Source organism: Aequorivita antarctica (genome assembly GCF_007997155.1).
In the GTDB taxonomy this organism is placed as follows: domain Bacteria; phylum Bacteroidota; class Bacteroidia; order Flavobacteriales; family Flavobacteriaceae; genus Aequorivita; species Aequorivita antarctica.
On record NZ_VORT01000010.1, the window covers coordinates 90,148 to 103,715 of the forward strand.

Consider the following 13,568-nt stretch of genomic DNA (forward strand, 5'->3'; position numbering starts at 1 on the left):
AACAAAAATATAGTATAATTCATAATTCAGAATTCACAATCGAGAATTTGGTAAAACTTTAGTAGTTTTAGACCACTTTTTAAAACCCACAAGATGACTCGTTATTTCGTATTTTTATTTCTGGTTTTCCCTGTTTTTATTTTCGCCCAACTGAAATCACCTTCAGATTTTTTGGGCTATGAAATTGGCACTCAATTTTCCCGCCATGCCGATATTGTTGGCTATTTTGAACATGTGGCGGCAAACAGTGGGATGGTGAAGTATTTCGACTACGGAAAAACCAACGAACGAAGAAGGTTGACTTATGCCGTAATCTCTTCGGAAGAGAATCTAGGGAGTCTTGAAAAAATACGTACCGATAATTTAAAAAACATCGGAATCCTTCCCGGTAGTGCAACGCCTGATAAGGCAATCGTTTGGCTGAGCTATAACGTACACGGCAACGAAACCAGTAGTAGTGAGGCTGCGATGAACACAATCTATAAACTGATTACGGAACATGGGGATTGGCTAAAAAATACAATTGTAATTATGGATCCCGGCGTTAACCCAGACGGACGCGACCGTTATGTAAACTGGTACAACCAAGTGAAAGCTTTGCCTTACAATGCTTCACAAGATGCCATTGAACACAACGAACCTTGGCCTGGCGGTCGTGCCAATCATTATCTTTTCGATTTAAACCGCGACTGGATGTGGGCAAGCCAAGTGGAAACCCAACAGCGTTTAAAAATATATAACCAGTGGATGCCGCAGGTACACGTAGATTTTCACGAGCAATCCATGAATAATCCCTATTATTTTGCGCCTGCAGCGGAACCATTTCACGAAATAATAACTCCTTGGCAGCGCGAATTCCAAACAAAAATAGGAAAGAACAACGCCAAATATTTTGACAAAAACGGCTGGCTTTTCTTTACACGCGAAAGTTTTGACTTGCTGTACCCTAGTTATGGCGACACCTATCCACTTTATATGGGCGCCATCGGGATGACCTATGAACAGGCAGGCGGCGGAAGGGCTGGTTTGGGAGTGATGAATGATGATGACATTGAAGTCACTTTGGTGGATCGCATGGCGCATCACACTGCTACGGGACTTTCCACCGTTGAAATAGCGTCGCAAAATAGTGGTGCGCTACTTTCTGAATTTGGGAAATTCTTCAAAAACGATAATCTAAAATATAAAAGCTTTGTTCTGAAAGGAAATCCCGATAATATAAAAGCGCTGACTGACCTGCTGGATATGCACGAAATAAAATACGGATATGCAACTGGCGGAAGTGCAACTGGATTCAGTTATACTGAAAACAAAAAAGGCTCGATGGATGCCAAAGGCGCGTTGGTGGTGAGCACCAACCAACCAAAAGGGAAAATGGTGCAAGTGCTTTTTGAACCTAATGCAGCGCTTAGCACTCCAGTTACTTATGACATTACCGCTTGGAGTCTGCCGTATGCTTATGGCTTGGAGGCAGTGGCGAGTGCCATTTTGGTTTCTACAAATGCTACCGTTCCGAGTAATACGGTTTCCAATATGCCTTCGCCCATGGCGGCAGGATATATTGCCAAATGGAACAGTTTGCAGGACGCGGAATTTCTTTCAGCATTATTACAGCGTGATATAAAAGTCCGTTTTACTGAAAATGAGCTCAGCTTTGGCGGTACTGCTTTTGGTCGTGGCAGTTTGATTATTACGAGAAGCGAAAATAAACCCATTACAGATTTTGATAAAGCCCTTATAGAAATAGCAAACAAAATGGAACGGCAATTATATGCTTCGCCAACCAGCTTTGCGGATAAACTGACCGACTTCGGCTCGCAATATGTGCATTTAATTAAAAATAAAAAAGTAGCGATGCTTCAAGGCGAAGGCACTTCTTCATTGAGCTACGGTGCACTTTGGCACTTTTTTGAAACACAGTTGAAATATCCAATCACTTCAATAAACACTGATGATGTGGGCAGCATACAGTGGAGTGATTACGATGTGTTGATTCTTCCCGATGGAAATTACAAATCCATTTTGAAGGATGAAACTTTTAAAACCCTTGAAGAATGGATTGACAAAGGTGGAAATGTGATAGCAATTGGCAATGCCGTAAGTGGCTTTGAAGGTAAGGAAGGTTTTGACCTTAAAAAGAACGGTGATGAAAAGACTGAAAAGGAGAAGGACACCTTAGGAAATATGATCCCCTACGCCCAACGCGAACTGGAAAGCACAAAAGATTTCATTACTGGCAGTATCTATAAAGTGACCTTAGACAATACACATCCGTTAGCGTTTGGCTACGGCGATACTTATTACAGTTTGAAACTGGGTAGCGATTCCTATAAATTTTTAAACGATGGGTTTAATATTGGATATATAAAGGAACCCGAAAGCGTTTCTGGATTTTCTGGGGAAACAGCGAAAGCTGCTTTAAAGAACTCCATTGTCTTTGCCCAGGCGAAAAAGGGTAGGGGCAGTGTAGTCTATATGGTAGATGACGTTTCCTTTCGTTCTTTTTGGCAGAATGGGAAACTGTTTTTAGCGAATGCGATATTCTTCGTTAATACCGGGAATTTCTAATGAATTTGGTTTAGTTCTAAATCTCAATAGTTAATCGCACACACTATTTTTTATAACAAAGAAGGCACAAAGAAAACGCTGTGTACTTTGTGCCTTCTTTGTGTTCTTTGTAAAAGTCGTTTAAACAACAATTTCACTAGCCGTTTACAATAGGTTATTTGCTTTGTGCCGCTTCAATCAATTCGGTTAGAACTTCTTTGAACAAAGCTATAGGTTGTGCACCTGTAACGGCACTTTCTCTATTAAAAACAATTGTAGGCACAGAGCTTACTCCTAAGCTTTGCCAATAGCTTTCTTTGCTTTTCACTTCATAACGTGCGTCATCATTATCTAGTTTCGCTAAAGCTTCTTCAGCATTTAAACCTACATCCAGTAAAGCTTGTTTTAAAACTTCTCTTTTAGAAACGTCTTTCCGTTCGCTAAAAAAGGCTGTTGTTAAACGCATATTTAATTCGGTTTGCTTTCCAAAATCTTTAGCGTAATCTAGTAATACGTGCGCATCAAAGGTGTTTACCATACGCATATCGTCAAAATAATCGAATGTAAAACCTAGTTCAGCACCAGTTGCGGTCATGAATTGCTGTGATTCTTTTTGTTGTTCTAAGCTAGAACCATACTTTTCTGTAATATGCTCTTTTACATTTTGACCTTCAGTAGGCATGTTTGGATTTAACTCAAAAGGTTGCCATTCAATTTCTACTTGGTCTTGAATGCCCAATTCTGAAATGGCTTTTTCCAAGCGCTTGTAACCAATGGTACACCACGGGCATACTACATCTGAAACGATATCAATTTTTATTTTTTCTTTCATTTTTTACTTTTTTTAATAAACCTTCCGCAAATATAGCGGAAGGTTTAAACCTATTAATCATTTTTTTAGATTAGGCTCCTACCTTGTCTTTAGACCAAGCAAATTTTTGAAATGGTGCATCTACAGGTGTATTTGCAATATGGTTTGTATAGTTGCTGATCACTTTTTGGGATAGACCCAAAATGATTTCTAGTACTTGTCTTTCTTCATAACCCGCTGTATAAAATGCATCTAAATCATCTTGGGTTACCTGACCGCGATTGCGAACAATAGTTAAAGTCATAGTGCGCAATACTTCTAATTTTGCGTTTTCAAGAGGCGTTTCATTGCGCAAGGCATCTGTTATGGCATCATCTACTTTCATCATTTTTGCAATTCCTGTATGTGCTGGAACACAGTAATGACAAGCGTGTTCTACGTTTATTGTTTGCCATACAACTGTTAACTCCTCATTATTGAATGAAGACTCTGTAAACAATTTGTGAATTGTTTGATAGGCCTCAAGTAAACCTGGAGCACCTGCTAATACACCGTGTAAACCCGGAATCATTCCGTTTGCTTTAAGTGATTGTTCTAATAATGCCTGGCTTTCTTCAGGTGCTGATTTAATGTTGTGAACTTTTAATGTTGTCATAGTTTCAATTTTTTAATTAATAATTATTGTTAAATAGCTAAACAATCGTTTAGCTATGATTTAAAAAAAATGTTTAAATATTTTTAAAGGTCATTTCTATGTAATCCTCAATTTCTTTTGGCGTATTTACTCTGGTCGCAGCAACTAGACCATGTTTTGCTAATACTAAATAGTTAGCTTGTTTATTTATGGTTTCTTGGTCTTTAGAAGGATCCATTCTCAGTTTTTCAATGAATAAGTTTTTAAGATTACCCATAAAGGAAGTCATCTGTTCGTTAACCAATGCATCATTACTTTCTGAAAATTCGTTGTATGTATTAGTCAATAAACATCCCTTTTCATTGCCTTCTTCTTCGCAAAGATCTACAGAGTCATAAAAAAACTGTTTAATGTCTTCCACACCATTCGAATTGTTTTTAAATTTCTCGAACATAGTGTTTACCTTAGCTTTATAACATTTTAAACTTTCAAGAAAAACTCCGTGTTTATTACCAAAACTGGAATATATAGAAAACTTATTGATGCCCATTTCTTTTTCAAGTTGCTGCATAGAAGTATTCCCATAGCCATTCCGCCAGAATAAGCGCATTGCTTTTTTAATAACCTCTTCTTCTTTATATTCCTTTTGACGTGCCATTTTTCTAATTACGGAACAAAACTAAACAATCGGTTAGTAAAGAGAAAACAGTTTAACGTTTTAATGATATAAGTGAGATTGGAAGTGATTTTAAGATTGGTTTTAGAAGGGCAAGTTTTTAAAAGTGGAGTGATTGCTTTGCAGGTATTAATGAATTTAGTTGCCTCTATTTGAATAGTTTACAGTTACATCTTCTGTTTTAATTTCAGAAAGCAACTCAAGTTTTCCCGCTTCAAACAGCTCGTCAACAGTTTGCATGTCTACCGATTCCCAAGGTTCTACTTTGTAATTTTTATAATCTACAAACCTTATTCCATTTACCATTCTTGGGTTATACGCTTTTCTAAAACGGATGCCTCCTTTGCCTGTATAAAATTTATAAGCCAAATAATCCACGGTAAAGTCATCCTGCGCTATCCAGTACATATAAATATCTTCATGATCCACGCCACCACCTTCTTGCCCGAAAGTCACTTTTATTTCAAAGTATTTTTTACCGTCAATTTCAGTTTCACCCACCAATTCCTTGTTTACTGCCGGCGCGTTTAAGCCATAAGGCAACTGTACAAAATAAAGCACAGAGTTTAATGAATTGGAGTATATGCTTGCCGTAGAATCTGCCAAGCTAAGTTTTGTTCCATTTGCGAAACGCTCAAAGTTGGAGTTGGTAAGTATATCCTGAGTTTCTCCTAAGGAATCTATAATAGTTCGTGTAAGTTTAAAAGCACCATTTTTTCTTTGGCTGCTGTATTTAATATCGCGAAAAGTAAACTTTATTGTTGCTGCCTCATAGATTTCGCCCCCAGCATTTTCAATGGTTTTATCAATAATCTGCTGGGCGGTGAGTGGTTTGTTTTCTTGTTTGCAGGAAATGAAAAGGGGTATAAGTATAAAAAGTTGGAGGAGGCGCATAGGTTTTCTTTTTTATTCGAAGATACGAAAGAAAAGGATGAATGTTTTATAGCTTCTTAGTGGACATGGCGAAAATGTCAGTGCCCGCAGAGGGCAAACAAAATTAGCATAGCGGTTTATTTTTTAACTTATAAAGTTGCTCCGAATAAATATCCTACCAAAGCTGTCAAGCCCATTGCAACCGTTCCCCAAAATGTAACCCTTATAATTGCTTTTCCAATACTTGATCCCCCTGTTTTGGCGGCTACTACCCCTAAGATAATCAAGAAAACAATGGCAAAGCCATATAGAAAGTATTCCATATTATCAATTGGTAGAAATAATGCAACAATTAGCGGAAGCACTCCTCCGAACGTAAATGCTGATCCAGATGCAAGAGCTGCCTGTATTGGTTTTGCTTGACTTATTTCATTAATCCCCAACTCATCTCTCACATGAGCTGCTAGCACATCGTGTTCCGTTAATTCTTCAGCAACTAGCAAAGCGGTTTCTTTTTTCAGGCCTCTTTTTTCATAAATTTCGGCCAAGCGTTGTAATTCAAGCTCGGGTGTTTCTCTTAATTCTATAATTTCTCTTTCAATATCAGCTTTTTCCACATCAGTTTGGGAGCTTACAGAAACGTACTCGCCCGCAGCCATTGATAAAGCACCCGCAACTAATCCTGCTAGAGTTGCTAAAATAATGGGTTCTCTTAAATCACTTGCTGCAGCAACACCAATGGCAAGACTGGCAGTAGAAAGGATGCCATCATTTGCACCAAGTACAGCCGCTCTTAACCAATTACTTCTATGGATGTAATGGTTGTCTAAATAATCATCTGGCATATCGCTCATGGTTGCTGATTTAAGTATAGTATAAAGTTACTTTTTTAGGCTCATATTGAGCCCTCAAATTGTATTTGAATTTCTGGATTTATCCCAACATTTTTAAGCCAATCATTCCAACCATAAAACCAAAACATGCCCCGAGTGCCGGAATCCAATTTTTTTTCATCTTTGACAAAGGCGCTATATCTTGAAAAATCAAGTAGATTATTCCGCCCGAGGAGAATAGCATGAGTGCTCCAATGGTCTTGGGCATACCGGATAAAAAATAATACCCTGCAAAAGCAGAGACTACTCCCGAAAAGCTCAAGAGAAAAAGGATTGCCAAACACTTCTTGGCTGAATATCTAGTCTTTAAGTCAAAGTAGGCATTGAATGCTTCTGGGAAATTTTGAATTCCAATAATGATTGCCAATAATATCCCTAATTGCGGATTCTGTGAAAACACAGCGCCCATAGCAATAGATTCTGGGACAAAATCTGAGAGCATGCCTAACAACTGTGCCATCGTTCCGCCTTTTCGTTGAATATATCTATCTATAAAAAAGAACGTTATAGCACCTGTTAAAAAGGATATTGCCATTGGTATTATTGAAAGGGCCTGCATTCCTTCTGGGATCAATACCAAGGCTACGGCGGCCATTAGAATGCCACCACCAAAGGCTGTGGAACTATGAATGATTTCTGCCTTTATTAATCCGCTTTTTACGTGATCCCCAAAATAATAGGATAATAAACCTCCTAAAAAAACAGTTGAGCCTGAAAGCAAAGAGAACAGTATTATAATTTGAAGTTCTGCCATCTTAAATTATAATGGCTAATTGTTATATCTGTTCATTGTATCGTTTTTTACTTTTTTTTAACCCTTGTCTTCATCAAGGTCATTATGGTTATCTCCTCCCAAACTGTAGTAGTTGTTTTCTTCATCCTCACTACCCACACTTTCCTGTTGATCGTCTAGTTCTGATCCTGGTACATCTAAATCATTTCCCGATTTATCATCCTTAAAGCCTTTTTCATTTGGCGTTCCTTCGGCTTCATTTGGGGTTTTTGATTTTGAAGGATCTTCCGGGTTTAGTTCTGTTTCTTCCTTTTCTTTGTTATAAATATCTTCTGAAGGAGGGTAGGTTGGATATCCTTCATAATTCTTTGACTCTGTGTCATTTTTTTCTTTTTTCATAATGTGTGTATTTGAGTATTCTAATAATATATCCCGCAAGGAGTCATAATATTATTTAAAATCTTTATTAATTTGCTTTATTGATTATTATAAGGAAGTTCAAAATATATTATTGTTCAAAATGATTCTTGACAAAAACATTTTTTTCATTATCCGTCATCTTATCTGCTGCTTCCACGTCAATTTTTATATCCTTAAAATGTGAGTTCTGCTTTAAATAATTATGTAGTTCCGATTTTGCATTCGTTGGACCAAATAAGACCACATGGTTGTATTTCAAAATCTCCTCTGAAATTTCTTTATAAAACGCTTCTTGCATTTGCTCTTCCTTATTATGCATAGTGTATTCACTTCTATTCAATACCTCTTCTTTTGTATTGGACGTAAATTTTGATGCTATGGAATGATTATTTTTAATGGAGTCTAAATCAATAAAATTTGCTGTTGAATGATCCATCCAAATCCCTAAATTCTTTTGTGTTCCCATATTCTGTTTTTATAATTAATTAAATGATTTTTTCTATAAATGTTTAATCCGCTACAATCTCTCTCATTGCCATGCCCCAATGCAGTTTTCATAATTCAATTATTAATTTTAGAAAGCACAAAGTCAAAGATTACCGTTATTTCGTCTCCCACTTTTATGGTTCCAAGAAACATTACAGGTGGCTCCATGTTAAAGTCAGTCATATTTATTGTTTTGGAAACATTTAGTTGCAAATCACCATTAGGCAATAATTTTCCATATGCCGAAATAGGAACCGACTTACTTACACCGGCCATGCTGAGCTTACCAATAGTTTCCATGCTTACCACATGGGACTTATTCATTTTCACCTCTGCATTATTGAAAGAATATTTTATATACGGGTACTTATCTGATTTAAAGGTTTCATAGGTTTTTGCATCCATTTTCTTCCCTTCTCTACTTATAATACCCTTTACAGGAATTTTAATTTCCGCATCTTTAATTGATGCTAGCATATTATCTTTTAGTTGAAATGAGCCTTGGCCTTCTATAATCGTAACATCTGACTCCCAATCGTGCAATGTAGAAGTACCTTTGATTGTTGCCTTCACCGATTTCATGAAAAAGTCTGTAGGTAAAACTACTGACTCCTTTTCGAAAGCTGGGGTATGGAGAGTAGCAAGAACTAGAGGCTTAGGGATATCAAAAGTTATTTTTTTTGGCTCAAGAATAGCCATTGCTTCAGAAATATCCATATACTTTTTTGTTTCAGAGCTAATCTCTAAAATTGAAGTACTTCCATAAGTTTTTAAATGCGCTTCGGTATTTGTAGGGCTTTTATATTCTACAAATGCCAGAGATGTTACAATACCAAATGCAACGAGTAATAAATAATATTTCGTCATTATTTAGCTTTTTAAGCACCCGCCATACTATTCCTCATTAACCTTAAAGAGGGGTTCAGAGTTCCCTACTGCGGATACATTTTTTCATTTGCCTTCTATTAAAATGGGTTTTACCTCAACAGTTATTTCCATTGTGATTTTCGACTTAATGGAACGGGATATCAAACAAGCATTTTCAGCTTTTTTTAAAATACGCGTTGCTTTGTCTATATAAACTTCATTATGGATAACCACTTTAGGTTTTAGCAAGATTTCGCTCATCATTAATTTACCATCAACCATTTCTAGCTTTCCTTCTGCCTGACAGCCGAAACTTTCAAACTCAAGTGTTGAGTTTTCTGCTATAGCTAAAAAAGTAGTCATTAAACAACTACTAACTGAAGCTACAAATAAGTGTTCTGGAGACCAAACACCTTCTATTCCTTTAGGAAATTCTGGGGGAGTTGCTACTTCAATACAAACGCCATTTTGTTTGTTCAATTCAGGAGAACAAATAATGCCTCTACGAGTGTTTTCCCAATTTATAATTACATTGTAATAATGTGATTCCATGGTTCCTGATTTCTAAAAGTTAACTTTAATCTCCAGACCATTCATCTGCAGTTATTTATTTTTTTAGCGGATTCATTACTTGCTCCAAAGAGAGATTTTTTGTGCAAAAAAACCAATCATAACAAGTAACGCCTTCTTCTTTACTTTCCATTCTGTCTTTGGCTACCCCACAAGATCCTGCCGTAGGCACAATAACGTCATCGCCAGGTTGCCAATCTGCAGGAGTAGCTACCCCATAAGCATCGGCTGTTTGCATGGCTATGAGGGCTCTTTTTAATTCATCAAAGTTCCTGCCCATTGAAAGCGGGTAGTAAATTAACGCACGAACTATTCCTTTTGGGTCAATAAAAAAGACAGCTCTTACTGCTTTGGTTGTGCTTTCACCAGGTTGAATCATGCCGTATTTTTTGGCTACTTTCATACTGATGTCTTCAATTAAAGGAAAAGTAACTTCTATATTTTTCATTCCCTTAAATTCAATCTTGTCCTTTATGGTCCGCAGCCAAGCTATATGGCTGTATAAGCCATCGATGGATAAGCCGACCAATTGACAGTTTAAAGCGGCAAATTCAGACTCTCGGTTTGCAAAAGTCATAAACTCTGAGGTACACACAGGGGTGAAATCGGCAGGGTGACTGAATAAAATAATCCATTTACCTGCATAATCCGCTGGGAAATTGATTTCCCCCTGAGTTGTTACCGCTTTAAATTCAGGAGCAACATCCCCAATTCTGGGGATGCTGATTATTTGTTGCTCTTGAGTTTGTTCTAACATAATAGTTATAAATTGTTATTAATACTTGATCTCTAGAAACTAATAGCTGCTTCTAAATTAAAGCCGTCAAATTTTGCTCCTGCAAATCTTCCGCTCCAAGCATCGCCAGCGTACTCTTGATTTACATATTCTGCTTTCACTATAATATTTTTTGAGAGAAACCAGCCACCGCCTATATTAAAACGATTTATTTCTAAATCATTTGTAGCACTTTCTACAGTTTTTCCTTTTACGGTATTATATCTTCCACCTACGTAGAAATTCTCATCACTTCCAAAACGATAGATTAGTTCTGCAGCTAGTTGGGTAAAAGAACCTTCTTTATCAGCTGCTGGGGTAGTAATTTCATCACTTCCTGAGGCCACTTCAAAAATACCGAAGAACTCAAGTCCTTTAAATTTTACGAAAGGGTTAACTTGTATAGCAGTAAGTTTTTTGAATCGGGCATTGTATCTGCCATCAAAATCACTACCCTGTGTATTCCCATCAGCGTCTGGCAATGTGTGCAATACATTGTAATATCTGCTACCTCCACGGTCGCCTCCATATAACCAAGTACCAGTAGTTGTACCATGATTGGTGTAGATAGAACCAGTTAATCGTACTCTTAAATCATCGTTCATTTGTTTATCCACCCCCAACTTTGCATAAAAAGAAGGCTTGTTGTCAGTATTATCGTTCTTAACTACATTTTGATTAAGCTTACCATTGGTAACCCCAACCACTGCAAGTAATCCACTATTCTGAACAGTTACTTCACCAAAAGCTTCAGTTGAAAAGGAATCCATAATATAATTTCCTACAAATGGGTTAAATATAGCTCTTGCATTATCTGTTCTGCGAAAATGGGCATCACCGTAATTGAATTCATCCAAACCAATTCTAATAGTTGTATAATCCATGATTCCCTCTAAAAACCCAGGGCTAACGAAATCAAGTTTGTCCATTTGAATATATCCTCCTTTAACCCATGATTCTTCATGGTGTCGTGCTGAAAGGTATACTCCAAGGTGCATCCTAACCCCATCAATCAATTGTGCGTCAACGTTAAGGTTGGCTGTGGGTAGGTTAAAGTCAGAACCAAGCTCAACCAAATTGTTGGCGTCATTTTCTTGGCTTATGGTCTGGAACTGCATGGCAAAGTCTCCGCCTACGCGCACTTTTACGCCCTCAAAGGCAGTAGTGTCTGTTTTGGGGGTTTCAAAAACATTTAGACCACTCTGATCGTTTGCTCTAAAATATTGCAGTTTTTTTTGTTGTGCATTTACGCTCATTGCGAAAAGGCAAATCATCGAAAGTAATAGGATTTTTTTCATCTTGTTTATTTTTATTGATTAGGGAAGGTTAACCTTCATTTTGTTTACTATATGTTACTTCAAAACTGAGTTTTGTAGCGTCGCCGGTTGTCATTGCACCAAACATAAATGATGGCGGTTCAACATTATAATCGGTCATCTTTAGCTGGTGGGAACCTTTACAGGTGATCGAGTTATTATTCACTATTAGGTGAATATCCATTGCTATATCCTTGGTAACACCTGCTATGGTTAGTTTGCCTTTGGTTTGGGCCAAATACCCACCCTTTTCTGGCGATAGTATAGCAGATGCTAATTTGTAGTTTATGTATTTATACTTGTCTGTATTTAATGCTTTGTAGGCATTATTGTTAAGTCCTTGACTGTCACTTTTTAAAGCTTTAACTTCTAAAGTGTATGTTAGCAATTTCATTGAGGTAAGCGCCCCTTCGTTTGATGCGTCAAACATAAACTGTGCTTCTCCCTTTGCACGAGTGGCATCCATTTCCCAATCGTGCATAGTTGAGGTTCCAGTTAGTTTCATAGAGACATTATTGTTGTCTTCAATTTTGTATATAGCTTGTGTATATGCGGTGCTGCTAATTCCTATCATCATGATAAGTGCTAAAACTTTTATGTGTCTTCTCATTTTCATTATGTTTTAAATTGTTTCTTTTAGTTTGTCAGTATTATTTTTAAAGCTTTTTCTTTGGCCGCATTGCCAAACACTTCATAGGCCTGCATAACCTCGCTCAACTTAAAGTGATGCGTGATTAACTTTTCTGGTTGTATTTTTCCAGAGGTCACTGTTTTCAGCAACATAGGAGTGGTGTTCGTGTTTACCAGTCCCATAGTAATTGTGATGTTTTGAATCCATAGATCCTGAATTTTCAGATCTACACTTTTTCCGTGCACCCCAATGTTTGCGATATGCCCACCAGGACGTATAATATTTTGACAGATATCGAAAGTAGCAGGAGCACCTACGGCTTCAATAGCTACATCTACACCATCAGCTGTTTCAGCCATTATCTTTTTAACTGCATCTTCTACGCCTGAATTTATAGTGTCTGTAGCACCCCATTTTTTGGCTAGTTCCAGGCGGTTTTTATCCAAGTCGATCATATAGATTTTGGCAGGGGAATAGAATTGTGCAGTAAGTAGGGCAGACATACCTATAGGCCCAGCACCCACAATAGCGATAGTATCGCCTGGTTTTACACAACCATTTATTACGCCTATTTCATGACCGGTTGGCAGAATATCGCTAAGCATTACCAAGGCTTCATCATCAACACCTTCTGGAGCAGCATAAAGACTGTTATCTGCATGCGGAATACGCACATATTCTGCTTGCGTTCCATTAATAAGGTTTCCGAGTATCCAGCCGCCATCCTTACAATGGCCATACATTTGTTTTTTGCAATATTCACAAGTTCCACATGCAGTGATGCAGGAAATGATTACACGATCACCTTTCTTAAAATGACTTACACCAGTACCTACTTCTTCTATAATCCCAATACCTTCATGCCCTAAAGTGGTTCCAGGTTTTACACTGGGGGTTTTGCCGTGCAGGATGCCTAAATCCGTTCCACATATCGTGGTCTTAACGATTTTCACAACGGCATCAGTTGGCTTTTGAATTTCGGGTTTTGGCACTTCCTTATAGGCTATTTTACCCGGGCCGTCATATACAAGTCCTTTCATTGTTGTTTTCTTTTCAGAAGCATCTTCTGAAAGGATTTTTTTAGTGGAAACAATTGTATTTGACATCTTCTTAGGGGTTTAGTGGCTAATTATTAATATTTTAACTTATACAAAGGTAGAATGTGATTAAGGATCAAAAGATGATATATGTCAGCTAAGCTATTTATTTCCAAAATGAATTTTTAATAGCTATTTAAAAGCAGTGTAGTAAGGGGGGTGGAGCGTGGTTTGTGTGTGTTATCAACTAAAAAAACAAGCCAAGGAGAATATTCTAAGGGAAGAATGAAAATTGAAGG

15 protein-coding genes are annotated in these 13,568 nt (G+C 37.4%); 1 reads left to right on the top strand and 14 read right to left on the bottom strand.

Annotation, left to right across the window (positions count from 1 at the left end; all coding sequences use genetic code 11):
• The first annotated feature begins 93 nt into the window (after window positions 1-93).
• On the top strand, window positions 94-2,568 hold the full coding sequence (locus ESU54_RS13730) for a M14 family metallopeptidase (protein WP_111844810.1): 2,475 nt from the start codon (window positions 94-96) through the stop codon (window positions 2,566-2,568).
• Between the two features lie 154 nt (window positions 2,569-2,722).
• Here ESU54_RS13730 and ESU54_RS13735 read toward each other — a convergent pair whose 3' ends face one another.
• The 14 genes from ESU54_RS13735 to ESU54_RS13800 form a co-directional block, all read right to left on the bottom strand.
• A complete protein-coding gene (locus ESU54_RS13735) occupies window positions 2,723-3,379 on the bottom strand; it encodes a DsbA family oxidoreductase (protein ID WP_111844809.1) in 657 nt (218 codons plus the stop codon).
• A 70-nt stretch (window positions 3,380-3,449) separates the two neighbouring features.
• On the bottom strand, window positions 3,450-4,013 hold the full coding sequence (locus tag ESU54_RS13740) for a carboxymuconolactone decarboxylase family protein (RefSeq protein ID WP_111844808.1): 564 nt from the start codon (window positions 4,011-4,013) through the stop codon (window positions 3,450-3,452).
• 73 nt (window positions 4,014-4,086) lie between these two features.
• The gene (locus tag ESU54_RS13745; RefSeq protein ID WP_111844807.1) at window positions 4,087-4,650 is read right to left on the bottom strand and encodes a TetR/AcrR family transcriptional regulator; all 564 of its coding nucleotides are present in this window, start codon (window positions 4,648-4,650) and stop codon (window positions 4,087-4,089) included.
• Between the two features lie 156 nt (window positions 4,651-4,806).
• Window positions 4,807-5,562, bottom strand: a complete 756-nt coding sequence (locus tag ESU54_RS13750; protein WP_111844806.1) for a DUF6503 family protein — start codon at window positions 5,560-5,562, stop codon at window positions 4,807-4,809.
• Between the two features lie 128 nt (window positions 5,563-5,690).
• A complete protein-coding gene (locus ESU54_RS13755) occupies window positions 5,691-6,395 on the bottom strand; it encodes a VIT1/CCC1 transporter family protein (RefSeq protein WP_111844805.1) in 705 nt (234 codons plus the stop codon).
• A gap of 79 nt (window positions 6,396-6,474) precedes the next feature.
• The gene (locus ESU54_RS13760) at window positions 6,475-7,188 is read right to left on the bottom strand and encodes a ZIP family metal transporter (protein WP_111844804.1); all 714 of its coding nucleotides are present in this window, start codon (window positions 7,186-7,188) and stop codon (window positions 6,475-6,477) included.
• A 57-nt stretch (window positions 7,189-7,245) separates the two neighbouring features.
• The gene (locus ESU54_RS13765) at window positions 7,246-7,566 is read right to left on the bottom strand and encodes a hypothetical protein (protein ID WP_111844803.1); all 321 of its coding nucleotides are present in this window, start codon (window positions 7,564-7,566) and stop codon (window positions 7,246-7,248) included.
• Window positions 7,567-7,675: 109 nt separating this feature from the next.
• Window positions 7,676-8,053 (bottom strand): hypothetical protein, encoded by a 378-nt coding sequence (locus tag ESU54_RS13770; RefSeq protein ID WP_111844802.1) that lies wholly within the window; start codon window positions 8,051-8,053, stop codon window positions 7,676-7,678.
• A gap of 95 nt (window positions 8,054-8,148) precedes the next feature.
• Window positions 8,149-8,940 carry a YceI family protein gene (locus ESU54_RS13775; RefSeq protein WP_111844801.1) on the bottom strand — a complete coding sequence of 264 codons (792 nt, stop codon included), beginning with the start codon at window positions 8,938-8,940 and terminating at the stop codon, window positions 8,149-8,151.
• Window positions 8,941-9,024: 84 nt separating this feature from the next.
• Window positions 9,025-9,492: an OsmC family protein gene (locus ESU54_RS13780; protein ID WP_111844800.1), complete on the bottom strand. Its 468-nt coding sequence runs from the start codon at window positions 9,490-9,492 to the stop codon at window positions 9,025-9,027.
• Window positions 9,493-9,547: 55 nt separating this feature from the next.
• Window positions 9,548-10,267, bottom strand: a complete 720-nt coding sequence (locus ESU54_RS13785; RefSeq protein ID WP_111844799.1) for a peroxiredoxin — start codon at window positions 10,265-10,267, stop codon at window positions 9,548-9,550.
• 32 nt (window positions 10,268-10,299) lie between these two features.
• On the bottom strand, window positions 10,300-11,583 hold the full coding sequence (locus ESU54_RS13790) for a hypothetical protein (protein ID WP_111844798.1): 1,284 nt from the start codon (window positions 11,581-11,583) through the stop codon (window positions 10,300-10,302).
• A gap of 28 nt (window positions 11,584-11,611) precedes the next feature.
• On the bottom strand, window positions 11,612-12,211 hold the full coding sequence (locus ESU54_RS13795; protein WP_160113282.1) for a YceI family protein: 600 nt from the start codon (window positions 12,209-12,211) through the stop codon (window positions 11,612-11,614).
• Window positions 12,212-12,237: 26 nt separating this feature from the next.
• Entirely contained in the window at window positions 12,238-13,338 is a 1,101-nt protein-coding gene (locus ESU54_RS13800; RefSeq protein ID WP_249041330.1) for a zinc-dependent alcohol dehydrogenase family protein, read from the bottom strand.
• Window positions 13,339-13,568: the final 230 nt, after the last annotated feature.